Origin of the sequence: Desulfitobacterium metallireducens DSM 15288, from assembly GCF_000231405.2 — a bacterium.
In the GTDB taxonomy this organism is placed as follows: domain Bacteria; phylum Bacillota; class Desulfitobacteriia; order Desulfitobacteriales; family Desulfitobacteriaceae; genus Desulfitobacterium_A; species Desulfitobacterium_A metallireducens.
In genome coordinates this window covers 2,477,969-2,501,032 of sequence record NZ_CP007032.1, presented here as the reverse complement: position 1 = coordinate 2,501,032, position 23,064 = coordinate 2,477,969, and the positions used below count along the sequence as shown (strand labels likewise).

The 23,064-nt window shown below is 45.3% G+C and carries 27 protein-coding genes; all 27 read left to right on the top strand.

Going from position 1 to position 23,064, the window contains the following annotated elements; translation table 11 throughout:
- The first annotated feature begins 29 nt into the window (after positions 1-29).
- The 27 genes from DESME_RS12205 to DESME_RS12075 all read left to right on the top strand — a co-directional run bounded on the left by DESME_RS12205 (position 30) and on the right by DESME_RS12075 (position 23,059).
- The gene (locus DESME_RS12205) at positions 30-1,115 is read left to right on the top strand and encodes a protein-glutamate methylesterase/protein-glutamine glutaminase (RefSeq protein ID WP_084553230.1); all 1,086 of its coding nucleotides are present in this window, start codon (positions 30-32) and stop codon (positions 1,113-1,115) included.
- A 15-nt stretch (positions 1,116-1,130) separates the two neighbouring features.
- Positions 1,131-1,610, top strand: a complete 480-nt coding sequence (gene flgC, locus DESME_RS12200) for a flagellar basal body rod protein FlgC (RefSeq protein WP_006716720.1) — start codon at positions 1,131-1,133, stop codon at positions 1,608-1,610.
- 5 nt (positions 1,611-1,615) lie between these two features.
- Complete coding sequence (gene fliE / locus DESME_RS12195) at positions 1,616-1,945, top strand: flagellar hook-basal body complex protein FliE (RefSeq protein ID WP_006716719.1); 330 nt, start codon at positions 1,616-1,618, stop codon at positions 1,943-1,945.
- A gap of 79 nt (positions 1,946-2,024) precedes the next feature.
- Entirely contained in the window at positions 2,025-3,638 is a 1,614-nt protein-coding gene (gene fliF / locus DESME_RS12190) for a flagellar basal-body MS-ring/collar protein FliF (protein WP_006716718.1), read from the top strand.
- A 2-nt stretch (positions 3,639-3,640) separates the two neighbouring features.
- Positions 3,641-4,645, top strand: a complete 1,005-nt coding sequence (gene fliG, locus DESME_RS12185) for a flagellar motor switch protein FliG (protein WP_006716717.1) — start codon at positions 3,641-3,643, stop codon at positions 4,643-4,645.
- A complete protein-coding gene (locus tag DESME_RS12180; RefSeq protein WP_006716716.1) occupies positions 4,629-5,507 on the top strand; it encodes a FliH/SctL family protein in 879 nt (292 codons plus the stop codon). Before fliG ends, DESME_RS12180 begins: the two co-directional genes overlap by 17 nt.
- Positions 5,479-6,795, top strand: a complete 1,317-nt coding sequence (fliI, locus tag DESME_RS12175; protein ID WP_006716715.1) for a flagellar protein export ATPase FliI — start codon at positions 5,479-5,481, stop codon at positions 6,793-6,795. Before DESME_RS12180 ends, fliI begins: the two co-directional genes overlap by 29 nt.
- The gene (locus DESME_RS12170; RefSeq protein WP_006716714.1) at positions 6,782-7,258 is read left to right on the top strand and encodes a flagellar FliJ family protein; all 477 of its coding nucleotides are present in this window, start codon (positions 6,782-6,784) and stop codon (positions 7,256-7,258) included. Before fliI ends, DESME_RS12170 begins: the two co-directional genes overlap by 14 nt.
- Positions 7,255-7,467 carry a flagellar FlbD family protein gene (locus tag DESME_RS12165; RefSeq protein WP_006716713.1) on the top strand — a complete coding sequence of 71 codons (213 nt, stop codon included), beginning with the start codon at positions 7,255-7,257 and terminating at the stop codon, positions 7,465-7,467. The genes DESME_RS12170 and DESME_RS12165 overlap by 4 nt, the downstream gene beginning before the upstream one ends.
- Positions 7,464-7,889, top strand: coding sequence for a flagellar basal body-associated FliL family protein (locus tag DESME_RS12160; protein ID WP_006716712.1), 426 nt, complete (start codon positions 7,464-7,466; stop codon positions 7,887-7,889). Before DESME_RS12165 ends, DESME_RS12160 begins: the two co-directional genes overlap by 4 nt.
- Positions 7,890-7,930: 41 nt before the next feature.
- Positions 7,931-8,929, top strand: coding sequence for a flagellar motor switch protein FliM (gene fliM / locus DESME_RS12155; RefSeq protein WP_006716711.1), 999 nt, complete (start codon positions 7,931-7,933; stop codon positions 8,927-8,929).
- On the top strand, positions 8,922-10,064 hold the full coding sequence (gene fliY, locus DESME_RS12150; protein WP_006716710.1) for a flagellar motor switch phosphatase FliY: 1,143 nt from the start codon (positions 8,922-8,924) through the stop codon (positions 10,062-10,064). Before fliM ends, fliY begins: the two co-directional genes overlap by 8 nt.
- A 53-nt stretch (positions 10,065-10,117) precedes the next feature.
- Positions 10,118-10,480, top strand: a complete 363-nt coding sequence (locus tag DESME_RS12145; RefSeq protein WP_006716709.1) for a response regulator — start codon at positions 10,118-10,120, stop codon at positions 10,478-10,480.
- 3 nt (positions 10,481-10,483) lie between these two features.
- On the top strand, positions 10,484-10,957 hold the full coding sequence (locus DESME_RS12140) for a FliO/MopB family protein (RefSeq protein WP_006716708.1): 474 nt from the start codon (positions 10,484-10,486) through the stop codon (positions 10,955-10,957).
- On the top strand, positions 10,954-11,712 hold the full coding sequence (gene fliP, locus DESME_RS12135) for a flagellar type III secretion system pore protein FliP (RefSeq protein WP_006716707.1): 759 nt from the start codon (positions 10,954-10,956) through the stop codon (positions 11,710-11,712). The genes DESME_RS12140 and fliP overlap by 4 nt, the downstream gene beginning before the upstream one ends.
- Positions 11,713-11,955: 243 nt before the next feature.
- Positions 11,956-12,228 carry a flagellar biosynthesis protein FliQ gene (fliQ, locus tag DESME_RS12130; protein ID WP_006716706.1) on the top strand — a complete coding sequence of 91 codons (273 nt, stop codon included), beginning with the start codon at positions 11,956-11,958 and terminating at the stop codon, positions 12,226-12,228.
- Positions 12,229-12,242: 14 nt separating this feature from the next.
- On the top strand, positions 12,243-13,022 hold the full coding sequence (gene fliR, locus DESME_RS12125) for a flagellar biosynthetic protein FliR (RefSeq protein ID WP_006716705.1): 780 nt from the start codon (positions 12,243-12,245) through the stop codon (positions 13,020-13,022).
- A complete protein-coding gene (gene flhB / locus DESME_RS12120; protein WP_006716704.1) occupies positions 13,019-14,071 on the top strand; it encodes a flagellar biosynthesis protein FlhB in 1,053 nt (350 codons plus the stop codon). The genes fliR and flhB overlap by 4 nt, the downstream gene beginning before the upstream one ends.
- Positions 14,072-14,407: 336 nt before the next feature.
- Positions 14,408-16,483, top strand: a complete 2,076-nt coding sequence (flhA, locus tag DESME_RS12115) for a flagellar biosynthesis protein FlhA (RefSeq protein WP_006716703.1) — start codon at positions 14,408-14,410, stop codon at positions 16,481-16,483.
- Positions 16,473-17,702, top strand: a complete 1,230-nt coding sequence (gene flhF, locus DESME_RS12110; protein WP_006716702.1) for a flagellar biosynthesis GTPase FlhF — start codon at positions 16,473-16,475, stop codon at positions 17,700-17,702. Before flhA ends, flhF begins: the two co-directional genes overlap by 11 nt.
- Positions 17,695-18,585: a MinD/ParA family protein gene (locus tag DESME_RS12105; RefSeq protein WP_006716701.1), complete on the top strand. Its 891-nt coding sequence runs from the start codon at positions 17,695-17,697 to the stop codon at positions 18,583-18,585. The genes flhF and DESME_RS12105 overlap by 8 nt, the downstream gene beginning before the upstream one ends.
- Positions 18,586-18,621: 36 nt before the next feature.
- Positions 18,622-19,266 carry a flagellar brake protein gene (locus tag DESME_RS12100; RefSeq protein ID WP_006716700.1) on the top strand — a complete coding sequence of 215 codons (645 nt, stop codon included), beginning with the start codon at positions 18,622-18,624 and terminating at the stop codon, positions 19,264-19,266.
- Between the two features lie 2 nt (positions 19,267-19,268).
- Positions 19,269-19,865 carry a chemotaxis protein CheC gene (locus tag DESME_RS12095; protein ID WP_006716699.1) on the top strand — a complete coding sequence of 199 codons (597 nt, stop codon included), beginning with the start codon at positions 19,269-19,271 and terminating at the stop codon, positions 19,863-19,865.
- Positions 19,862-20,344: a chemotaxis protein CheD gene (locus tag DESME_RS12090; protein ID WP_006716698.1), complete on the top strand. Its 483-nt coding sequence runs from the start codon at positions 19,862-19,864 to the stop codon at positions 20,342-20,344. Before DESME_RS12095 ends, DESME_RS12090 begins: the two co-directional genes overlap by 4 nt.
- On the top strand, positions 20,345-20,728 hold the full coding sequence (locus DESME_RS12085) for a hypothetical protein (protein WP_006716697.1): 384 nt from the start codon (positions 20,345-20,347) through the stop codon (positions 20,726-20,728).
- 29 nt (positions 20,729-20,757) lie between these two features.
- The gene (locus DESME_RS12080) at positions 20,758-21,507 is read left to right on the top strand and encodes a FliA/WhiG family RNA polymerase sigma factor (protein ID WP_025248802.1); all 750 of its coding nucleotides are present in this window, start codon (positions 20,758-20,760) and stop codon (positions 21,505-21,507) included.
- A gap of 76 nt (positions 21,508-21,583) precedes the next feature.
- Positions 21,584-23,059 carry a flagellar hook-length control protein FliK gene (locus tag DESME_RS12075; RefSeq protein WP_006716695.1) on the top strand — a complete coding sequence of 492 codons (1,476 nt, stop codon included), beginning with the start codon at positions 21,584-21,586 and terminating at the stop codon, positions 23,057-23,059.
- The last annotated feature ends 5 nt before the right edge of the window (positions 23,060-23,064 follow it).

The following is a 23,064-nucleotide window of genomic DNA, read 5'->3' as shown; positions in this document are numbered from 1 at the left end:
TTCAAAGCTCATTTTTTCTTGTTACAGGAATGCTACAAAAGATTTTAAGTCAGGACCCACAGATTAAGGTGCTGGATACGGCTCGAGATGGCCGTGAGGGAATCGAAAAACTCCAAGCGTTACATCCTCAGGTCATCACGATGGATGTCGAGATGCCAGTAATGAATGGGTTACAGGCTTTGGATGAAATCATGCGTTGGAAGCCGACTCCTGTTATTATCTTAAGCGCGGTGACAACGGAAGGTACCCAAGCGACCATCAAAGCTCTGGATTATGGAGCCTTTGATGTTGTCGCAAAACCCTCTGGTAACCCAGGGGGTGACCTTCAGGTCTTGACCCGAGATTTAATCGCGAAAGTCAAAGGAGCGGCGCAGGTTGATCCAGCCCGACTCTCTAAAAAAGGAGCAATAGGCCGAACAGCTGTGAATAGCACTATGTCAACACCGCAAAGTAAAGGCGTAAATCCTTCACCTATATCGAACCGAATGTCAGCGCAGTCTGGGGAAAACCGAGGAAGTAGAAGCTCAGCGAGTCATCCTAAACATCCCGTTGAAATCGTTGCCATAGGGACATCGACCGGAGGTCCCTCGGCCTTGCAATCCGTCCTTCCCCAGCTACCCGCAAATTTTCCTGTTCCCGTGATTGTTGCCCAACATATGCCTCCAGGGTTTACAGGACCGTTAGCGCAACGCTTGAATGGATTATGTGCCTTGAATGTTCGAGAAGGGATTCATGGTGAACCTTTGAAAGCAGGCACGGTTTATGTTGCACCAGCGGGTAAACAGATCCAAGTGATGCGACGAAATGGTCAGCTCTTACTCCATATTGGGGACGAAAGTCCGATTCCGACACTCTATCATCCCTCAGTAGATGTGATGTTCCTTTCCTTAGCGAAGGAGGTAGGCAAAGGGGCCTTAGGTGTGGTCATGACCGGCATGGGTAACGATGGGCTTAAGGGGATGCGCGAAATTAAGGCTCTTGAGGGTTTCGCCATTGCTGAAGCTGAAGAAACGTGTGTTGTTTATGGAATGCCGCGCGCCATTGTCGATGCAGGCCTTGCGGACCGGGTCGTACCCCTTAATGAAATCGGGCATGTTATTGTGGAATGTGTCTAGAAAAGGAGAAGAGATATGGGATTTTTTAATGCGATTGATACGAGTGCCTCAGGTTTAACGGCACAACGCTTGCGTTTGGATCTTATTGCCAATAATGTGGCTAATATCAATACGACGCGAACGGCACAGACGACAGCTGCAGGAAACCCCATTCCTTATCAGCGTCAAGTCGCGGTATTCGTTCCCCGTTCGGCTGAAACGTCCTTTTCAACTGTGCTCAATCAAGCGATCAATCCGGCGGGAAATGGGGTTGAGGTCGCAGCGATATCGCAAGATTCGGCACCTTTTGGTGTGGAATATAATCCGGATTCACCGGATGCCGCAAAAGTGGCTGAACCAGGATTACCCGTGGGTTATGTGCGGACGCCTAATGTCAATATCGTAACCGAGATGGCTGATATGATTTCCGCGTCGCGGGCTTATGAAGCCAATGTTACAGCTCTTAATGCGTCAAAATCGATGATGTCGAAAGCCTTGGAAATTGGAAGGGGGTAATATAGATGGCGATCGCTCCAATTCCACCCATGAATCTGCTCAATCCCGTAAATGCGGTGCAGAATTCACAAGTTAATCCTGTAAGTAGTGCAGGAAACGGTACGGCTAAAGCTGGTTCGGATTTCGGACAATTTTTAACAGATGCCCTAAATCAAGTTGATGCTCTGCAAAAAAATGCAGGCGCGGCAAGTTTAGGCTTGGCGACCGGTCAAATCCAAGATGTTCATACGGTCATGATTGCTGAGCAAAAAGCAAGTCTTGCTTTGAATATGACCGTTCAAGTTCGAAATAAGGTCATCGAGAGTTACCAGGAAATCATGCGTATGCAGATCTAAGTTCGTTTATATTTAAACATTAATACGCGAGGTAAAGCAGAATTGAAGGGGACAAATCTTAGAAAAGGAGGAGCAATTGATGAATTTTTCGTGGGCAGGAATACAGCAGTCAATACGTGAATTCTGGGGTAAATTATCCCGTCCACAAAAAATAATTACCGTTATCGCTCCTCTTATCGTAACGGTAGCCTTAGTTTCTCTGATCTTATGGGCAGGGCGTCCTCAGTATGTCGCGCTGTTTTCGAATTTAGCGGATACTGATGCTGGGGCAATTACAACAAAGCTTAAAGATCTCAAAGTGAATTATCAATTGGCAAATAACGGAACAACGATCATGGTCCCGCAAAGTCAAGCCTCTGAAGTGCGTTTGGAATTAGCCAATGCTGGTCTTCCTCAAGGAAGTAAATTTAGTTTCGATTATTTGAACTCAGTTCGTTTAGGGGAAACTGATGCTGATCGAAAAATTCGTTATGTTCTCGGATTGCAGACTGAATTGGAAACGACCTTGAAGACCTTGGCCGGAGTTGAAGATGCAAGAGTTCATATTGTTATGCCAGATCCTTCTCTTTTTGCAGACAAGGAAAAACCGGCGACGGCTGCAGTGACTCTTAAAGTAGCAACCGGAACGGAGATCGCAGATGAACAAGTCAAGGCGATTGCTAATCTATTACGCGGATCTGTAGAAGGACTGCAACCGGAGAATGTGACGATTGTAGATACAAAGGGTAATACGCTTTCCGATGTTCTAAGCAGCGAAAGTGATCCTAAAAAATTAACCGTAACCCAGCTCCAGCTTCAACAAAAAGTGGAAACCGACCTTCAGAAGTCTCTTCAAAGTATGTTAGATCGTGTTTTTGGAACGGGGAAAACAGTCGTCAGAGCTAATGCAGTGCTCAATTTTGATCAAGTGTCGATCAATTCTACAAAAAACGGACCCGGTGCTGTGGTCAGTGAAAAGAACAGTACGGAAAACACGGCTAATAATGCACAAGGTGGAGCGACCCCGGGCGTAACGCCGAATGTTGCTCCGGGTTATGTGGGTACAACCGCAAATGGGTCGACCTCGACTTCTGCGAAAACGGATTCCACCCGGAATTACCAAGTGGATTCGACCCAGGAACAGCGTGTCGTAGCGCCTGGATCAGTTAAACGTTTGTCGGTTTCCATTATGGCCGATTCTGATGTAGTAACAAATGCTCAACTTGCTCAGATTCAAACGGTTGTCGCTTCAGCCAGCGGGATTGATCTCACTCGAGGAGATCAGATCGAAGTTGCCGCTTTGCCCTTCGATAAGACGGGAATAGATCAAGAGCAACAACAAAGAGATGCGGCTGCACGTAATCAACAGCTTTTAAGATATGTAGAGTTGGGAATAGGAGCTCTTCTCGCCTTGGTATTTATCTTCTTAGTTTTGCGTATGCGTTCTAAGCGAAAAGCAGAGGCTGGAGGTTTTGACTTGAGTGGTGAACTTCAACCGGTTCCGCTCGCTGCAGCCGAAGAACTTTTACTCGCCCAACAACAGGCCCAACAGCAAGCTGAGAGAGAAGCAGATCTGAAACTTGCTCAGAAAAAGAAGAAATCAGCGGAAGAAATCGAGAAGCAAAAAGTTAAGGAAGCGGTTGAGCTTTACGCAGAAAATAATCCGGATGATGTGGCGAAACTCGTTAAGACATGGTTAGCGGAGGAAAAATAGGAATGACCCAGAGTATAAATGGAATTCAGAAAGCAGCAATCCTGATGATTGCCCTAGGCCCAGATAAATCTGCAAAGATTGTACAGCATCTCACTGAGACGGAAATTGATCAATTAACGTTAGAGATGGCGAATGTTCATAAAATCTCGGCTGAGCAGCGAGATAATGTTGTAGATGAATTCCATCAAATGTGTATTGCGAATGATTATATCGCTCAAGGCGGGATTGATTATGCTCGTGATGTTTTGGAACGAGCCTTAGGTGAGCAGAAGGCGTTTGATATTATTTCCCGACTTTCTTCCTCGCTTAAGATGCGTCCATTTGATCTTGTGCGACGTACGGATCCTAAGCAACTCTTATCCTTTATACAAGGGGAGCATCCGCAAACCATTGCCTTAATTATGACGCATCTGCCATCAGATAAGGCGGCCACAATTCTTTCTAGTCTTGCTCATGAAAAGCAAGCGGATATCACCCGCCGAATCGCCTTGATGGGAAGGACTAGCCCAGATGTACTCAAGGAAATTGAAAAGATTCTCGAACGCAAGATTTCGAGTCTTGCTCCAACCGACTATACAACCTCAGGAGGGATCCAAAGCGTCGTAGATATCCTTAACCGGAGCGATCCCGGGACTCTTAAAGTGGTCATGGATGCCTTAGAAATGGATGATCCAGAACTTGCAGAACAAGTGAAACGACAAATGTTTGTCTTTGAAGATATCGTGATGCTGGATGACCGGGGAATTCAGCTGGTCCTTCGGGAAGTGGATTCGAAAGACTTGGCCTTGGCTATCAAAGGCTCGAATCCGGAAGTTGGGGAGAAGATCATGCAGAACATGTCGGCTCGCGCTTCTCAGATGCTGAAAGAAGATATAGAATTCATGGGTCCTGTCCGTTTGCGCGATGTTGAAGACGCCCAACAGCGAATTGTTAAGGTTATTCGGCGACTTGAAGAAAGTGGTGCTATTGTGATTTCGAGAGGTGGCGGCGATGAACTCATTTATTAAATCACGTGTAGTAAAAAGCCAAGCAGTTGAAGTTTCGATCCCGCGTTTAGTTGAGAATAATTTCGAGGGCTTTCAGCTCTTAGGTGGGCATCTGGCAGTTGTGAGAGATGTTATGGAATCTGAGACTGGAGTTGTCAGTTTTGGCAGTTCAATTGAACCCTTGGGTGAGCAAAAGCAAGCTAGCATTCAAGAAGCGGATCGTTCTGAATTGATGAACCAGACAAAAGCTGAAGCCCAGAGCCTTCTAGAAAAGGCGGAAGCTGAGGCTGAACACATCCGGGCACAGGCTCAGGTTGAGGCTGATGAACTAAAGCAGCGGATAAGTGAGGAAGTAACGGCTAAAGCTCAAGCTGAAGGGTATGAAAAAGGGTTTGCTCAGGGGCAGGCTGAAGGATACGCCGCCGGCAAAACTCAGGGAGAACACGAAGTCGCAGAGAAAGTGGAACAGGCCCAGATGCTTCTTCACCGTGTCCAAAACGCGGCACAAGAGGAATTTAAAAAAGTCGATAACGATCTTCTTCATCTGAGTTTGATGATCGCCGAACGGGTCGCCCGCGCAAGCCTGAATATTAATCCTGAATTACTTAAAAATCAGATCAAAGCGCTTACGTTGTTTCCACAGGAGCGGGAGGGCTGGAGATTACATGTTTCACCCGAAGATTTTGTTTGGCTCCAGAAAACCAATACTGAGACGAAGCTGAATCTTACCTATGTTGCCGATGATACCCTCCATCCGGGGGATAGCTTTTTAGAATGTTCTGAAGGGATTTTCGATTCGCGTTTAGACCTTCAATTGTCTCATCTAGAACAACTCCTGGGAGAGGAATTAAATCATGAGGGATTGGAACAGACTGGCCGATAAAGTACAGAATATGGAACCCATTATCCCACAAGGTCGTGTGGCTAAGATCATCGGCTTGATGGTTGAATCGGATGGACCTCGGGTAAGTGTTGGTGCGTACTGCAAAATTATCACCCGTGAGGGGGCAGAGATCCCCGCTGAGGTGGTTGGTTTTCGCAATTCGACGACGTTACTTATGCCTTTAGCTGAGTTAGAGGGGATCGCTCCGGGAGATCGGGTTGTTCCCCAGCAACATAAGCTCACAGTGGGGGTAGGTCCGAGCTTATTGGGCCGCATCTTAGATGGGTTAGGACATCCCTTGGATGGGCGTCCTCTGGATTGTGAAGGAGGCGAATATCCGCTTCAAAATTCACCTCCCAACGCTTTTTTACGTCCGCGTATTCGTGATCCCTTGAGTGTTGGGGTTCGAGCGGTGGATGGCCTGCTAACGATTGGAAAAGGACAGAGAATCGGGATCTTCGCGGGTTCAGGCGTGGGAAAAAGTACACTTTTGGGAATGATGGCCCGAAATTGTACCGCTGATATTAACGTTATTGCCCTCGTGGGAGAACGTGGCCGTGAACTGCGAGACTTTATTGAAAAGGATCTCGGACCTGAGGGGATGAAGCGTTCTGTCCTGGTTATAGCGACTTCCGATCAACCGGCTTTAGTACGGTTAAAAGCGGCCTACACGGCGACTGCGATTGCTGAATACTTCCGAGATCTCGGAAAAAATGTTCTCCTGATGATGGACTCCGTGACCCGTTTTGCGATGGCTCAGCGGGAAGTAGGATTAACGGCGGGGGAACCGCCAGCAACTCGGGGTTACCCTCCTTCCGTTTTCTCGCTCCTTCCTAAACTTCTTGAAAGGTCGGGAATGTCCCAGGAAGGAAGTATTACGGGGATTTACACCGTTTTAGTTGACGGGGATGATCATAACGAACCCATCGCCGACGCAGTAAGGGGGATATTGGATGGACATATCGTGCTCACGCGGGATTTGGCGGCTCAAAACCATTATCCGGCAATTGATATTATGCAATCTGTCAGTCGGGTGATGTCGGATATTGTAAACCCTGAACATCAGAACATGGCGGGGAGCTTTCGAGAATATCTCGCAGTTTACCAGGATGCTAAAGATTTGATTGACATCGGAGCCTATGTTTCGGGAAGTAGTCCGCGAATTGATGATGCTATCGCTCATAATGACGGCATTGAAGGTTTCCTTTGTCAAGGTGTGAATGAAAAAGTGAGCTTTGTAGAGATGTTAGAGCAGATGAAAGGATGCTTAAGCCATGCCGCAATTTAAGTTTCGGTTGGACGCCCCTTTACGTTTGGCCGAACGTGAGTTGGAAAATGAACGTCGGTGCTTAGCAAAAGAACTGGAGAAGCTTCACCAAAAAAAAACGTTCTGTATCGATAAGGAAAAACAATGGCAAAAGGCATTAGAAGGTCAGAGAGAAGCAGGACTCAAAGAACCCGAGCATTTAGGAAGTTGGCAAGAGTATGCAGTTAGCCTCCTTCAACAGCTTCGCAAGTTACAGCAGGAATTAGAACTTCAAGAAAAAGTTGTGGATGTGCAACGTTTACGGGTAAGAAACGCTCATCAGGAACAGGAAAAACTCAAAAAGCTCAAAGAAAAGCAAGAAGCGGCGTTTTGGCTGAAGGAACAACGTCGCGAACAGAAGGCCCTTGATGAAACAGGTCAGGTCATTTTTATCCGACAACAGGAACAACAGAAGTCTGAAACAGAGGATGGAACTTATTTATGATTTATGTGACGCGTCTCAATGGAAAGACATTTGTTCTGAACTGTGACCTGATTGAAACTATGGAAGAAACCCCGGACACGGTGATTACCTTGACGGGTGGAAATAAATATATCGTCTCAGAACGTTTGGATGAGCTGATCGCAAGAATTGCGAAGTTTCATCAGCAATGCCATCCCTTGTATTCAGAAGTAGAGGAGTCGAAGGAATGAATCTAAAGAGTCTAATGGCGAAGATACTTCCCCCTGTCTTAGGGCTTGCCATCGGAGTTGGAGGGACAATTGGGGTTCAAACCCTCTTTTTTCCGAAAACAGCAACAACGACACAAACGCAAGCAGTCGTTCAAGATGGGCCCGTTGTTGAAATTGGAGAGTTTACGGTCAATTTACAAGGAGGATCTTTCTTAAAAACGCAGATTTCTGTTGTGGGATCCGGTAAGAAATCAGATGTTGATATTAAAGCGAAAACCAGTTTTATTAAAGATCGCATCAATACGGTGTTGTCTAGTAAATCGCTAAAAGACATGCAGCCACAGAATCGGGATCAATTGAAAAAAGAACTCATTGATCAATTGAATGAAGTGACAGGAAATAAAATTCAGGACATCCTTTTCCTTACCTTCATTTATCAGTAGGTATAGCCAATATAAAGTAAACGGTTGAGAGGGGGGATCTTATGGGAGACGTTCTATCCCAGGCGGAAATTGATGCACTGCTAAGCGCACTTTCCGAAGGGGAAGTGGATGCGGAAGAAATAAAAACGACCAAGGTGCAAAAGAAAATCCGAGTTTATGATTTTAAACGACCGAATAAGTTCTCCAAAGATCAGATTCACTCTCTCCAGAATATTCATGAGAACTATTGCCGATCGCTGACCACGTATTTATCTGGACATTTGCATTCAGTAATTGAGACCAAAGTGCTTTCTATTGAACAGATTACGTATGACGAATTTATCCGGTCTCTGCCTAATCCAACGATTCTCGGGATTTTCAATTTTGAGCCCCTCGAAGGCACGTTGCTCATGGAGATGAGTCCAGGGTTAGCCTTTGTGATTATTGATTTGTTACTAGGGGGGATAGGAAATACCTCTGAAAAGAATCGGGATCTAACCGAGATCGAAAGTACGATTATGGAACATCGATTGAGTCAAATGATCGAACTACTCGAAGAATCTTGGGCTGATGTGGCAGAGCTCACCCCGAAATTCAGGACATTAGAGACGAACCCTTCATTTACACAAATCGTGGCACCCAATGAGATGGTTGTGTTGATCACGCTTGAAGTAAAAGTGGGCGAAGCGATCGGGATGATCAACTTTTGTTTACCCTATTTGGTGGTTGAACCCATCCTGGAAAAACTAAGTACCTTTTTCCTGTTCGCGACACAGGCCAAGGTGAGAAGTCCAGAACAGGTCAAAATGATCCGCAAGAAAATTCAATGGGCCAAGATTGATACGACTGTACTGCTTGGACAGACTGAAATTTCGGTCAGAGATCTCTTAGAACTTGCACCAGGAGATGTGATTCCTCTCCAGCAAGGGGTAGAAAATGCCCTCTCGATCTATGTCGGGAACTATAAAAAGTTTCGGGGAGTTCCTGGCTTAAGTGGGGAACATCTTGCTGTTCAATTAACAGAAACTGTCGAAGAAGAAGGAGGGGATATAGATGGGTAACGGGATGCTTTCCCAAGAAGAAATTGATGCTTTGCTCCGAGGAACGATGACGCCAGAGCCTTCTGCAGAGGAACCGGTCGTGGAATTTACGGAAATGGAGAAGGATGCTATTGGCGAGATTGCCAATATCTCCATGGGAACTGCAGCAACGACTTTATCCCAGCTTTTAGGTAAGAAAGTCGATATTACGACACCTAAGGTTGATGTCACAAATGCTGAACAAGTTCGCAAAGATTACCCAATTCCATCGGTCATCGTGGATGTCAAATATAAGGCAGGAATTGAAGGCTCTAATTTTCTTATCTTGTCCCAACGGGATGGATCGGTTATCGTTGATATGATGATGGGCGGGGATGGTAAAAATCCTTCACCTGAGCTTTCAGAATTACAGATTAGTGGAATTTCGGAAGCCATGAATCAAATGATGGGCTCCGCGGCTACATCGATGTCCACAATGTTTAATTCCATGGTTGATATTACGCCTCCGCAATTGGTTCTTAATGATTTAGGGGAAGAAAACCATGAATTTTTTCCGCCAAATGAACCCTTGATTCGAATTTCTTTTCGGATGGTTGTCGAGGATGTTATCGATAGTATCTTAATCCAAGTGATCCCGGTTTCGGTGGCTAAAGGGATGGTATCTAAGCTGATGGGGACGATAGAGGCTCCTGCATCTGTGGCACCAGCAAAAGCACAATCACAACCGAAGGTGCAGCCACAACCTGTTCAACCGCAGCCGGTTCAGACTCAACCCGTTCAACCGAGGACTCAAACGATGATGCCTTCTAGTCCTCCGCCCCAACCGAATTATCCGCCCACTTCGGTTCAACCGGCCCAATTTGCGCCATTGAGACCGACAAATCTTACCGTTAGTCAAGACAATCTCGGGTTGATTCTCGATGTTCCCCTTCAAGTCAGCGTCGAGCTTGGGAAGGCCAAAAAGACAATTAAAGAGATTTTGGAACTCGGTCCAGGTTCAGTGATTGAACTCGATCGTTTAGCAGGAGAACCTGTTGATATGATTGTTAATGGTAAATTAGTGGCTAAGTGCGAAGTGGTTGTCATTAATGAAACGTTCGGCATCCGGATTACAGATATTGTTCAACCCAGTGAACGGATGACAAGTATTCAATAAAGAAGCAGAACAACGTTTGAAAATTACGCCGAAGGCGATGAGGAGGAACACTTGTGAGTGCAAATGTGTTAATTGTTGATGATGCAGCGTTTATGAGGATGATGGTAAAGGATATTCTGTCTAAAAATGGATATAACGTTGTAGGTGAAGCGGAGAATGGTGCAATCGCCGTGGATAAGTATACGGAGTTAACTCCAGATCTCGTGATTATGGATATCACCATGCCAGAAATGGATGGCTTACAGGCTGTTAGGGAAATCCGTAAACGCGCCCCTGAAGCTCGTATTATTATGTGTAGTGCGATGGGTCAGCAAGCGATGGTCATTGATGCCATTCAGTCGGGTGCAAAAGACTTTATTGTGAAGCCGTTCCAAGCGGATCGCGTACTTGAGGCAGTAGCTAAGGCACTGAAATAAAGTATGTCAGATTTTGAAAGTCAACCATGGGTTCCTAGTGAGACGGTAACCCCTCAGGCTACCAGCTCTTCTTGGTGGGGCATTGTGATAACGGTACTTATCTTTTTAATTATCTTGTTTGTCGCCTTAAGAATGATTCGCCGTCTGAATAATTCGGCGATGCGGGGGATGAACGCGCCGTGGGCTAGAGTCTTAGATCGACAAATTCTTTTTGGACAACAATCGCTCTATCTGGTCGAGATTGCCGGTAAGTTACAAGTCCTGGGTGGGACAGACCATCACATTGAGAAACTTACGGAAATTGATGATCCAGAGTTGGCGACAGAAATTCTCGATGAGCTTGCAAATCGACCTGTGGAAAGAGCAGAAGGTGAAATCAGTAAACTCATGCAGAAGCTTTTCAGTGGTAAGAAACGCACAGAGAAAGATTCCTTCTCCAAGGAACTCGAACGCCTTATGAAGGAGGTTGAAAAATGAACCTCCTTAAGAGTCGCTTAATGAAATTTGCGTTAGGCTGGGGCGTTTTGGGGTTTGGAATCTTACAGCAGGCGAGCCCAGTGCTTGCTGCAGGATTATCGTTAGATTTAGGTGCAACGACCGCAGAGCAAACGAGTACATCACTGCAAATCCTATTGCTTCTAACCGTGCTCTCCATCGCTCCTGCAATTCTTGTGCTGATGACTTCGTTTACTCGGATTATCATCGTTTTGTCCTTTGTTCGTAATGCCTTAGGGACTCAACAATTGCCTCCAAACCAGGTTTTGGTTGGACTAGCCTTATTTCTTACTTTTTTTGTAATGCAACCGACGTGGAATGAAGTAAATACTCAGGCCTTACAACCCTATTTGAATAGTCAGATTACCCAGACGGAAGCCTTGAGTAAGGCAGAAGCGCCGATAAGGACCTTTATGTTTAAACAGACCCGTGAAAAGGATCTCGAATTATTTGTAGGAATGGCCAAAATAGAGCGCCCTAAAACCTATAACGATATCCCGACCTACGTCCTTATTCCTTCGTTTATTATTAGTGAATTAAAAACTGCTTTTCAAATGGGTTTTGCTATTTTTATTCCTTTTATGGTTATCGATATGATTGTGTCCAGTACACTGATGTCCATGGGGATGATGATGCTTCCTCCGATGATGATCTCCTTGCCTTTTAAGCTTTTGCTTTTTGTCTTGGTGGATGGTTGGAATTTGGTCGTTCAGTCGCTGGTTACGAGTTTTCATTAAAGGTAGCTTATCGCACATCCGTTCACTTAGTGCTCCAGAGCTGGCAATCTAGCTTTCAAGTGAGCTCTGCCAAACCTCAGGGTAATACCTGAAGTGAACCACTGGCGTCGCTACCACTCGAAAGCGACGTTTGCCTTATCGCTCCTCCACATAAATCGTTCACTTCTGTGCGATAAGCTACGGTAATAGGTCTTTTGAAGTTTGCGACAAATTTTAGGCTTTTATTTAAGAGGGGGGATGCTGATGAGCCAGAATGAAGTTTTATATCTTGCGAAAGAGGCTCTCGGCACTGCGATGCTCGTGGGTGGGCCGATCTTAGGGGTGAGCTTGCTAGTGGGTCTCGTGGTCAGCATCTTTCAAGCGATGACTTCCATCCAAGAACAAACGTTATCGTTTATTCCCAAAATCTTGGCGATTATCGCCTTGATGCTCCTTCTCGGACCGTGGATGTTGACTGTTTTAACAACCTATACCTCAAATTTGTTTAGCCAACTCGCAACGTTCGGCAACTACTAGTCGGAGATGATGACATGGGGCTCGCTCAATTTTTGCAATGGAATGTTTCTCTCTTTTTACTTATCCTATCTCGGTGGGCTGGAATGATTATGCTCGCTCCGGTTTTTGGAGCTCGAGGAGTTCCGAGCATAGTGAAGATAGGATTGGCGGGTGGACTTTCGGTTATTATGTATCCTCTGATTCAAGCCTCTGCCCCACAGATTCCTGACGATGTTTGGATGTACGCCGCGTTAGTGGTCAAAGAAGTCCTAGTTGGGCTTGTTATTGGTTTCTTAACCTATTGCATTTCCGCAATTGTCCAAGGAGCTGGGCAATTGATTGACCTTCAGATGGGATTTACGATGGGTGGCGCGATCGATCCGGTTTATGGTGTGCAAAGCGCAATGATGGGAAACTTCCAAATTATTATGGCAACGATGCTCTTGCTTGCTACGAATTCTCATCATTACCTCATTGCCGCAATGGTGAAAAGTTATGCTTATATACCAGTGAACCCAGCAGGTCTTCCGATGGGTCTCGATTATGGGGTTCATTTAATCACCTCCGTATTTACCTTATCTATCCAGCTGGCGCTTCCCATACTCGGGGCCCTGCTGATTGCTGATATAGGGGTTGGGCTTTTATCTCGAGCCGTACCGCAACTCAATATTTTTACAGTCGTTTTTCCTGTTAAAATTATTTTTGGGTTTGTTATCTTGATCTTCGCACTTCCTTTCTTTGGACAATCGGTGAGTCATTTGTTTAATACAAGTATGACGTGGATCCTCGATCTGTATAAGGGGTGGCAACAATGAGTGAAAAGACGTTACAGGCCACTCCGAAACGACGGCAGGACGCGCGTAAAAAAGGACAAGTCCTTAAGAGCCAGGAAATGGTGTCCGCTTTTATGCTCCTGGGGTTTGTGGCTCTTTTGAAATATTGGCTTCCCACGATGATTACCAAAATGAGTGGACTCTTCCAATACGTCTATGGCCTTCCTTTTGACTGGAATGTGCAGTCTATATCAACCCTCATGATCAATTTGCTTTGGGTAGGGATCCAAGTCGTCGGTCCCATTTTTATTGTTGGGGCCCTGATTGCGACAGCCAGCAACTATCTGCAGGTGAAATCCCTATTTACCCTTGAACCCCTTAAACCTCAACTTTCTCGAATTAGTCTAATCAGTGGAGCCAAAAGAATGTTTGGGGTAAAAGCCTGGGTGGAACTCTTTAAATCCTTACTTAAAGTGATCCTTATTGGATATTTTCTTTATGCCACCATACGGGATAATCTCCAAGTTTATCCCGCCTTACAACAACTGAGTATCGCTCAAGCCGCCATGTATATCGGGAACGCGCTTATGAGCCTTGCCTGGAAGATTTCCATATCCTTTGTTTTAATCGCAGTCATCGACTTTCTCTATCAATGGTGGGATTATGAGAAAAATTTACGCATGTCCCATGAAGAAATGAAGCAAGAATTTAAACAATCCGAAGGAAATCCACAAATCAAATCAGAAATTCGAAGAAAACAACGAGAAATGGCAATGAGTCGGATGATGCAGGACCTAAAATCTGCAGACGTTGTCGTTACAAACCCAACTCACTTTGCAGTCGCCCTTCGTTATGATGCTAAAAAAAATCCTGCTCCTTATGTCGTCGCCAAAGGAGCTGACCAAGTCGCCCTCAGAATCCGGGCAAATGCCAAAGAATATGGTATCATTATCTTAGAAAATAAACCGCTGGCCCGTGCGCTCTATGCCCAAGTTGAAATCGGACAAGCCGTACCTGCGGATCTCTATAAAGCCGTCGCAGAAGTCCTCGCTTTCGTCTACCGCCTAAAGAAAAAGCGCCCAACAGCGTAACTTTTCTAAACGACGATATTCTCCAAAGGAGAATAAGTGGACATGCATTAAAGCAAAGCCGAGCCGAGCTATAGATAATGCGAAGACAGGCGAAGCGATTTGCGGAGCGAAGAATTAAGCAGAGGGGCGTAAGTGAACGAAGGCAGCGGAGCGTGAAGCCGAGCTGTGGTTCACATCAGGTATTACCCTGAGGTTTAGCGAGGTAGCGGAGTCTCCAAGTGAGTAGCCCCGGGCGCCTTGATGAGCGAGCAAAGCGCTTCGCCGCCATCCCAGACAATAGACCTCAGATCACCCTTCATTACCAACTACGACTTTGCAGAAAGGAGGAGCAGATTCTTGGCAACAACCAACATTAGCAGAGGCAAACGCCTAGCAGCTAACACAGACGTCCTCGCCGCGGTCGGAATCGTATCCGTTGTCGTCATGATGGTTATTCCGCTCCCATCCTTTCTCCTTGACATCTTACTGACCCTAAGTATTTCGGGGTCTGTTCTGATCTTAATGCTCTCCATGTTTACTGTTGATCCTTTAGACTTTTCCGCACTTCCCTCATTGTTACTGATTATGACCTTGTTCAGGCTTTCCTTGAACGTTTCCACAACCCGGCTCGTTCTTTTAAATGGTTATGCAGGAGAGGTCGTACTGCAATTTGGACAGTTTGTGGTCGGGGGTAGTGTTGTCGTTGGTTTAGTCGTTTTCATTATCCTTGTTATCGTCAATTTCCTGGTTATAACCAAAGGTTCAGAGCGAGTATCTGAAGTCGCTGCTCGTTTTACCTTGGATGCAATGCCAGGTAAACAAATGGCCATCGATGCTGATTTAAATTCAGGTCTTATTAATGAGCTTCAAGCGAGAGATCGCCGAAAAAAGATTCAACAAGAAGCTGATTTTTACGGAGCTATGGATGGGGCCAGTAAGTTCGTTAAAGGGGACGCCATCGCCGGTATTATTATCCTTTTTATCAATATTATTGGTGGCTTTATCACGGGGGTTTTTTTACGGGGAGAATCGATGATGCAAGCCCTTCAAACGTATACGCTCTTGACTATTGGGGATGGCTTGGTCACTCAGATTCCCGCCCTTTTAATTTCGACTTCGACGGGTTTGATCGTAACGCGTGCTACTTCGGATACAAACCTTGGACACGACTTATCAAAACAGCTCATGAGAAGTCCAAAGGCCTTATTTATTACAGCAGGTGTACTCGTTTTCTTGGCATTCTTTGGATTGCCGATGCTTCCCTTATTCCTTGTTGCAGCAATCATGGTTGCTGCAGGAGTATACTTGCAAAAAAACACGAAACAAATCGTGGTTGATGAAAGCGCGGCAGCACGAGAGACTGAAATTGAAGAAAGTAAAAAGCCTGAAAATGTGCTTAATCTGCTTCAAGTCGATAATATGGAGCTCGAGCTGGGGTATGCTTTGATTGCCTTAGTCGATGCGCAGCAAGGCGGAGATCTCCTTGATCGAATTGTGCTGATCCGCCGTCAGGTGGCGAGTGAGCTAGGGTTCATTGTACCGGTCATTCGGGTCCGTGATAACATGAACCTTCAGCCTAATCAATATATAATTAAAATTAGAGGGGCTGAGGTGGCAAGCGGGGAGTTATTAGCTGACCATTATCTGGGCATGAGCAGTGGGATCGAGGATGAAAGTATTCCAGGTATCCCGACGAAGGAGCCTTCCTTTGGGCTTGATGCAAAATGGATTAGTGCTATTTATCGTGAGCAGGCAGAGCTCTCTGGGTATACTGTGGTTGATGCGCCTACCGTTTTGGCAACGCATTTGACTGAAGTCATCAAGAGCAATGCTTGGGAGATCTTAAGCCGTCAGGATGTTAAAATCCTACTCGATCATGCGAAGGAACAAGCCCCAGCTGCAGTAGATGATGCACTTGAGCATCTTAACTTGGGTCAGATTCAAAAAATTCTCAGCAATCTCTTACGAGAGAGAGTAACGATTCGGGATATGGTCACGATTCTCGAAACCTTGGCGGATTACGCGTCAGGAACAAAAGATATCGACCGTTTAAGCGAATATGTGCGGCAAGGGTTATCCCGACAGATTTTGCAACAATTGCTAGGGCCTGATAAAAATCTTCCTGTGCTTACGCTCGAACCGAAACTCGAGCAACAAATACTCGATAGTATTCAACCTTCAGATTTTGGAAGTTATCTGACGCTTGATCCACGCATCCTCCAGGGTTTGATGCAATCTTTGAGTAAGGAAATTGAAAAAATGATGCTCAAAGGATATAATCCAGTACTGGTTTGTGCTCCCGTGGTGCGAATCAATTTGAAGCGTGTGACGGAGAGACAACTTCCGCAATTGATCATTTTATCATATAACGAACTTGTTCATGGAGTTCAAGTACAGGCTGTAGGAATGGTGGTGGCTGGAAATGCGAGTTAAACGTTTTGTAGGAGATAATGTTGCAGAAACTATGGGTAAAGTGAAGCGGGATTTGGGATCAGACGCCGTCATTCTGCAGACACGTCAGTTCCGCGAAGGCGGCTTATTTGGCTTTTTTGGTAAGCCTAAGGTGGAAATCACGGCGGCTATCGAAGAACAGCCTGTGAGTAAGAAGCCGATAAGTTCAGGAAGTACCGTACAAACGCGTGTTACGAATGAACCTGTTTACCGACTTCAGCCTCAAATTCAAACACGGACCGAAGCACAAGTCCCTCATTTAGATTCTTCCGGGAATTCTTTAGCGCGGGAAAATTCACAAACTTCAAAAACGGTATCTCTGGAGCAAGAGTTATATTCCATGCGTAAACTTCTCGATCGAATGAACAAGCAAATGGAGGGGTTTGGCGGAGAACAGGTCATTTGGCCAGTGCCCTTACAGAAATGGGCGGATTTGCTCCAAGATCGAGGAGTACAGCCTAAATTAGTCAAACGACTGATGCGCTATTTACAGCAAAACTTAAGAGAAGAAGATTGGACAACAGATTCTCGAGTTAGAGCGAAACTGAAAGAGGAAATTCAAACGATTTGCCATAACACGGCAACGATTCAACCTGGGGTTAAAAAGCCGCGGGTCATTGCTTTAGTTGGGCCTACAGGCATAGGTAAAACGACGACGATCGGTAAATTGGCAGCTGGTTTTAGCATTGTGGATAAACGGAGTGTCGCCTTGATTACGGCAGATACCTACCGGGTTGCTGCGGTTGAGCAGTTAAAAACCTTTGGTGAAATTATCGGGGTTCCAGTGGATGTTGTGATGAGTCCCTCAGGATTAAAAGATGCAATTACGAGTCATAGCGATAAGGAACTTATCTTTGTGGATACAGCAGGTCGTAGCCCGCATCATGAACTTCACATGTCAGAGCTTAAGTCTTTTCTGGATAAAGCCCAACCGGAGTTAACCATCTTGGTTCTCAGTGCAACAATGCATTCGGCTGATCAGTTCAAAGTTTTTCGACGCTTTGAGCCCTTGTGTACGCACCTTCTTTTCACAAAACTGGATGAAACAGTGAATGGGGGTTCAATCCTCAATCTTATTGAGCAGACGAATTTACCGGTTGCCTATCTCACTAACGGTCAAAACGTCCCCGACGATATTGAGGCGGCAACCCCAGAACGGCTTGCCCGTTATATTCTTGGGGAGGAGAATCGACATGCATGATCAAGCAACCGCCTTAAGAAAAATGGCTATCCAAAAGAATCCAGCACATAAGGGCTCGCTCCGTGTGATTGCTGTGACAAGTGGTAAGGGTGGAGTTGGTAAAACGAATTTCACCGTGAATATAGCATTAGCGTTGATTGATATGGGTTACCGTGTCATCATTCTCGATGGTGATTTGGGCCTAGCCAATGTTGATATTGCTTGCGGCGTAACGCCTCATTTTACACTCGAACACCTTTTAAGTGGTGAGAAAACAATTGAAGAAATATTAGTCTATGGGCCCAAAGGACTAGGTATCTTGCCGGGTGGTTCGGGCGTACAAGATTTGGCCAATATTGAACGGGCTAATCTTGAAAATGTAATTCGCAATTTAGGGCGTTTGGAAGGGCTGACCGATATCCTGATCATCGATACGGGTGCAGGACTCGGACATACAGTGACGAATTTCTTGAAAGCGGCAGATGATATAATCCTGCTCACGACACCAGAGCCAACGGCGCTTACTGATGCCTATGGGATGCTGAAAGCGCTGAGCTCGGATGATCCGGAAGATCCGGAAGATCCGGAAGATAAAAAGATAAAAGTCAATGTGGTCGTCAACCGTGTTGCGCAGGAAACTGATGCCCGATTAACCTTTGAACGCTTAGAAAATGCTGTACATAAATTCTTACATGGGTCAGTGAGTTTACTGGGGTGGGTGTATGAAGATCCTTCAGTGGGCAAGGCCATCATGAATCAAGAGCCCTTGGCTATAGCTTATCCTACAAGCTCAGCCTACCGCTGTATCCAATGGATTGCCGGTTCAGTCTCCGGACTTTATCTCGCTCCTCCGCGCAAGGCGGCAGGAATACGGGGATTCTTGACACAGCTTTTGCGTCGTTAGTATAGATGATCAATTCTCTAATTAGGAGGTGGTGGTATGGATTACCGCAAAAAACTTGTACCCGGTCTGGCTGTTGATCTTATGATTTCCGAAGGAGAGTTAGCCGGACAGTATAAAACGCATCTTGATGAAGTGGGAGAAAAGATTATCTCTGTTTTTGCACCCATGGTGCAAGGCCAGCTTGTTCCTCTTCGGGAAGGAACCCCACTCAAAGTTATCTTTTGGGATGAAGTGGCAGCGTATGAAATAAATACGACCATTATGCAGAGGATTGCTGTCCCTGTTGCTATTTTTATATTGGAATATTCTAATGATATTCGTCGTGTCCAACGTCGCAATTATGTTAGGATTCCCGCTACTTATCTAGTAACCTTTCGTGCAGTCACAAGGCAAGGGCTAAGTGATACCCAGAAAGGAACCATGCTGGATTTGAGCGGAGGCGGAATGCGGTTCCAAACGAATGAACCCGTTGAAAAAGGGGCTATCCTGATCGCGACTCTTGATTTGCCCACTGGACCGATACAAATTTCAGCTCGAGTTTGTCGCATGGAAAAAGAGGTAGAAAGTAAAAAATACAGTATCTCGGTTGATTTTTACCAGATTCCAGAACGTGATCGCGATCGCATCATCCGCTGTGTTTTTGATTTACAGAGGGATATGCGCAAGAAAGGACTGGTCTAGCTATGGAAATCACACAACTTCAATTAGATGCCTTACGAGAGATTGGAAATATAGGCTCTGGTCATGCTGCAACGGCTTTATCGACTCTTCTGCAACGGCGCATTGATATGTCAGTTCCAGAAGTCTGGGTGGTGCCTTATGAAAATATTGAAACGATTATTGGTCAATTGGATTCGCCCCAAGCCGTGGTCTATGTAAAAGTTGAAGGAGAGGCTGAAGGTAAGGCTGTTTTTTTCTTTCCTTTAGAGAGCGCGGAAGTTGTAGTTCAAGCCTTAATTGGCACAGATCAGCCATTGGACCTTTTTGTGGATGAAATGGCACAATCCGCACTTAAGGAAGTGGGTAATATCATGGTCAGCTCTTTTTTAATCGCACTGACCAGTTTTTCAGGAATTCCTTTGCAGCCCTCTGTTCCAGCTCTTGCCGTGGATATGGTGGGTGCAATTTTTGACGCCATTATGCTAGAAGACGGTACCCTAGATGACAGTGTTTTATTTATTGACACTCAGATGACAGGAATACCCCAAATTGAGGGACAATTTATTTTTCTTCCGAACGATGGTTCGATGAAGAAACTGTTGGGAGCTTTAGGAGTATGAGCAATGTGATCACAGTAGGGATGGCAGATTATAAGACCTCGAAAACTCCGGATATTTTAATGACGGCCGGTTTAGGTTCGTGTATTGGGATCTGTGTTCATGATCCCGTGGAAAAAGTGGGCGGGATGGCCCATATCATGCTACCTACATCGAGCGGACATGCAGGAGTAAATCTGGCGAAATATGCCGATACGGCGGTTGAACTTATGATTCAAGATATCCTCCGTCTTGGAGCTAAGAAAATGCGACTCAGAGCTAAAATTGCGGGTGGTGCACAGATGTTTTCCTTTCCGGGAAAAACGACTGTCCTAAAAATCGGGGATCGCAATGCTGAGGCAGTAGAGGCGGAATTGAAACGTTTAGGTATTCCTTTGCTTGTTGCTGATGTAGGCGGAAGTTTTGGGCGGACCATTCATTTCGATGTCGGTACTGGAGAATTAAAGGTTCGGACGATTAACCATGGCGAAAAGGTGATTTGATTGAACCATGAAACTTTAAGAATTTGGGCTTGGCGATTAGCGCTTGGAACAGCAATCCTGGTGGGAATTCTCAGCTGGCAAACGAATGCAAGTTTCTTACGGATTATGATTCGAATGATTTTATCTTTTTTATTGATATATGGACTGAGTTATGGAAGTTTATACGGGTTTGAAAAAGCAGCTTCCCCCAATGAAGACTTGCCAGAAAATATCGTTAGTGAGAGTGAAGCGGATGAAGGCCGTGGCGCTTTTCTTGATGTAGCAGTGGGACAGGATGAAATAGACCCTCCCCTAGCGGGTCAAGTGGATGCTGATTTATCCGAAGGGTTGCCTGATGAAGCGAAACAAGCGGACATGGTTCGGCGCATGGGCTGGGGTGAATAAGTAATGAGCAAAGGAGGTCGATTCGCGTGATAACCAATCCTTATGAAGGAGCTACTTCCCAGGGTCATTGGAAAATTGAGCAGATTGAGAAATATTTGCCTTTGGTTAAACGGATTGCGGGCCGACTTGCGATTGCCCTTCCTCAACATGTGGATGAAGATGATTTGATCGGGTATGGTGTCTTTGGTTTGCTCGACGCGCTGGAGCGTTTTGATTTAGCCCGCGGGGTTAAGTTTGAGACTTATGCCAATTTAAGAATACGGGGATCAATGATCGATGGTTTGCGGACAATGGATTGGGTGCCCCATTCCGCTCGTCAAAAAGTAAAACATATTCAGGAAGCTTTTGCTAAAGTTGAAGCAACACTGGGGCGACCAGCCGAAGTTGATGAGGTCGCAACATACTTACAGATGGATGTACGAGAACTCGAAGGGGCTATTCAACAAGGACAGATGTTAAATTTAACTTCACTTGATGAGTTATCTACAGGAGACGAGGGAGAAAATCTGTCTCCATTAAGCATGTTAAAAGATCCTGAGGCTCAAGAGGCTTTTCAGGAAGTTGAAATTGAGGAACAACATAAAATTCTGGCGAATGCCATCGAAAAGCTTCCCGAGAAGGAAAAGTTAGTTGTGGCTTTATACTACCAGGAAGATTTAACACTTAAGGAAATCGCAGCTGTGATGAGTCTTTCTGAGTCTCGCATTTCTCAGCTCCATTCTCAAGCGATCCTACGTTTACGAGGACGCTTAAGTCGGCAGAAAAAGAATCTCTTTTAAAATGATTATCAAAACCTTAAGTTTCCGACAGGTTTTTACGATATAGAAAATAGAGTCTAATTTTGGAGGTGATGCCATGTCAGAAATTAACGTCCTTGTCAGTGGAAATTCGACGCCTAAAATTAAAGGGGCGACCCTTCCGAAGGAAGAGAGTTCAGGCACAGATCCTGTGGCAATGGAATTTGCAGCGATCTTTGGTGGTTGGATGGCTCAAGTAATGGGACAAGGACAAGACTCTGGACAACAGAGTAGTAATCCGGCAGGCAAGGAGGCCAATTCCGGACAAACAGGTATTCAGGGATTAGAGGGTATGCTTGGTTCATTACGAACAGTTGCGGGACTTAACTGGGGATCAACCCGTGGGCAAGAACAACAAAGCACACTTCTTTCCCAAGGAAACCTATTCGGAGATGTTGCTGATTCAGGGATAGGGTCAGGGCAACTTCAAACGGGAGAATTACCGTTATCGGAGTTGGATCAATATAGAGTATTGATTACACAGCTATTACAGGACATGTCAGGGGAAATCAGTAAGGTGTCTGTTAAACCTGCTGAGATCCAAGGACTGCTTACCCAATTAAGTCAGGGAATGAAGGCTGAGATGCCGAATTCGAATGGGGTATTGGGTGTTTCTCTTGAAAATCCAGATTTTGGTCTAACACAAGTAAAACAGAATGATTTTGCACAGGCTTTGAAAGCGTTGCAGTTGGTCCTGCGTAATCAGATGATAAGTCCTGATGCAGAAATAAATGCAGTTCAGAGTATGAATTTGAGTGATCTACAGACGGGAATGCCAAACCGCTTGAAGAGTAAGCTCATAGAAACTGGAACGAACGTTGATGGTCAGACAATCCAAAATAATGAGAATGGAAATCTGAATTCAAAGCGTGTTCAAATCCAAAACCTTTCGTTAGCTCAAACGCAGAAAGAGTTTCTAGTGGATGGACAACAGCTAAAAGAAAATAGTCCACACCTCAAACTTCAGACTGAAGCAGGTCAGAAGAGTGCGGAAAGTGACCTTGTTTCGTTAAATCAAGGAAATATGATTAATAATTTAAATCTGAGTTCTGTGGCAAATTCAGCAGTTAAAGCAGATACACCGGTGAACGTACCGATATGGCAGCAGGTAGCTCAAGAGTTGCAAGCTAAAGTCCTCAATCAACTTCCGGTCGTTCGCGAATTGAATATTCAACTTCATCCGGCAGAACTCGGTCAAATTTCGATTTCTGTATCCTTAGATAACGGTCAGGTTCATCTCCTGATGCATGCTTCTGAAGCAGTTACGGGACAAATCTTGCAAAATAATTTTCCAGTGCTGCGTGACTCTCTTTCACAGTCAGGGGTTCAATGCGGTCTGATGCAAATGGGGTTTGCAGATTCTAATCCTAATTTTAATCAAGGGCGGAATCAAACATTCACCTCTAGACCTAACAATCAAGATCAACATGAATCGGATGATTTATATCCGGATGAAGCACGAGAAACTGTTTCTGCGCTAAATGGTTCGAATCAGGAAATAGGTCAAAGTCATCGGATCAATGTCACGGCTTAGGAGGA

What these genes read in the sequence shown, in the direction of transcription:
- DESME_RS12205 (WP_084553230.1), top strand. Translation starts at nt 30, where the DNA reads ATGCTACAAAAGATTTTAAGTCAGGACCCACAGATTAAGGTGCTGGAT.
- flgC (WP_006716720.1), top strand. Translation starts at nt 1,131, where the DNA reads ATGGGATTTTTTAATGCGATTGATACGAGTGCCTCAGGTTTAACGGCA.
- fliE (WP_006716719.1), top strand. Translation starts at nt 1,616, where the DNA reads ATGGCGATCGCTCCAATTCCACCCATGAATCTGCTCAATCCCGTAAAT.
- fliF (WP_006716718.1), top strand. Translation starts at nt 2,025, where the DNA reads ATGAATTTTTCGTGGGCAGGAATACAGCAGTCAATACGTGAATTCTGG.
- fliG (WP_006716717.1), top strand. Translation starts at nt 3,641, where the DNA reads ATGACCCAGAGTATAAATGGAATTCAGAAAGCAGCAATCCTGATGATT.
- DESME_RS12180 (WP_006716716.1), top strand. Translation starts at nt 4,629, where the DNA reads ATGAACTCATTTATTAAATCACGTGTAGTAAAAAGCCAAGCAGTTGAA.
- fliI (WP_006716715.1), top strand. Translation starts at nt 5,479, where the DNA reads ATGAGGGATTGGAACAGACTGGCCGATAAAGTACAGAATATGGAACCC.
- DESME_RS12170 (WP_006716714.1), top strand. Translation starts at nt 6,782, where the DNA reads ATGCCGCAATTTAAGTTTCGGTTGGACGCCCCTTTACGTTTGGCCGAA.
- DESME_RS12165 (WP_006716713.1), top strand. Translation starts at nt 7,255, where the DNA reads ATGATTTATGTGACGCGTCTCAATGGAAAGACATTTGTTCTGAACTGT.
- DESME_RS12160 (WP_006716712.1), top strand. Translation starts at nt 7,464, where the DNA reads ATGAATCTAAAGAGTCTAATGGCGAAGATACTTCCCCCTGTCTTAGGG.
- fliM (WP_006716711.1), top strand. Translation starts at nt 7,931, where the DNA reads ATGGGAGACGTTCTATCCCAGGCGGAAATTGATGCACTGCTAAGCGCA.
- fliY (WP_006716710.1), top strand. Translation starts at nt 8,922, where the DNA reads ATGGGTAACGGGATGCTTTCCCAAGAAGAAATTGATGCTTTGCTCCGA.
- DESME_RS12140 (WP_006716708.1), top strand. Translation starts at nt 10,484, where the DNA reads ATGTCAGATTTTGAAAGTCAACCATGGGTTCCTAGTGAGACGGTAACC.
- fliP (WP_006716707.1), top strand. Translation starts at nt 10,954, where the DNA reads ATGAACCTCCTTAAGAGTCGCTTAATGAAATTTGCGTTAGGCTGGGGC.
- fliQ (WP_006716706.1), top strand. Translation starts at nt 11,956, where the DNA reads ATGAGCCAGAATGAAGTTTTATATCTTGCGAAAGAGGCTCTCGGCACT.
- fliR (WP_006716705.1), top strand. Translation starts at nt 12,243, where the DNA reads ATGGGGCTCGCTCAATTTTTGCAATGGAATGTTTCTCTCTTTTTACTT.
- flhB (WP_006716704.1), top strand. Translation starts at nt 13,019, where the DNA reads ATGAGTGAAAAGACGTTACAGGCCACTCCGAAACGACGGCAGGACGCG.
- flhF (WP_006716702.1), top strand. Translation starts at nt 16,473, where the DNA reads ATGCGAGTTAAACGTTTTGTAGGAGATAATGTTGCAGAAACTATGGGT.
- DESME_RS12105 (WP_006716701.1), top strand. Translation starts at nt 17,695, where the DNA reads ATGCATGATCAAGCAACCGCCTTAAGAAAAATGGCTATCCAAAAGAAT.
- DESME_RS12100 (WP_006716700.1), top strand. Translation starts at nt 18,622, where the DNA reads ATGGATTACCGCAAAAAACTTGTACCCGGTCTGGCTGTTGATCTTATG.
- DESME_RS12095 (WP_006716699.1), top strand. Translation starts at nt 19,269, where the DNA reads ATGGAAATCACACAACTTCAATTAGATGCCTTACGAGAGATTGGAAAT.
- DESME_RS12090 (WP_006716698.1), top strand. Translation starts at nt 19,862, where the DNA reads ATGAGCAATGTGATCACAGTAGGGATGGCAGATTATAAGACCTCGAAA.
- DESME_RS12075 (WP_006716695.1), top strand. Translation starts at nt 21,584, where the DNA reads ATGTCAGAAATTAACGTCCTTGTCAGTGGAAATTCGACGCCTAAAATT.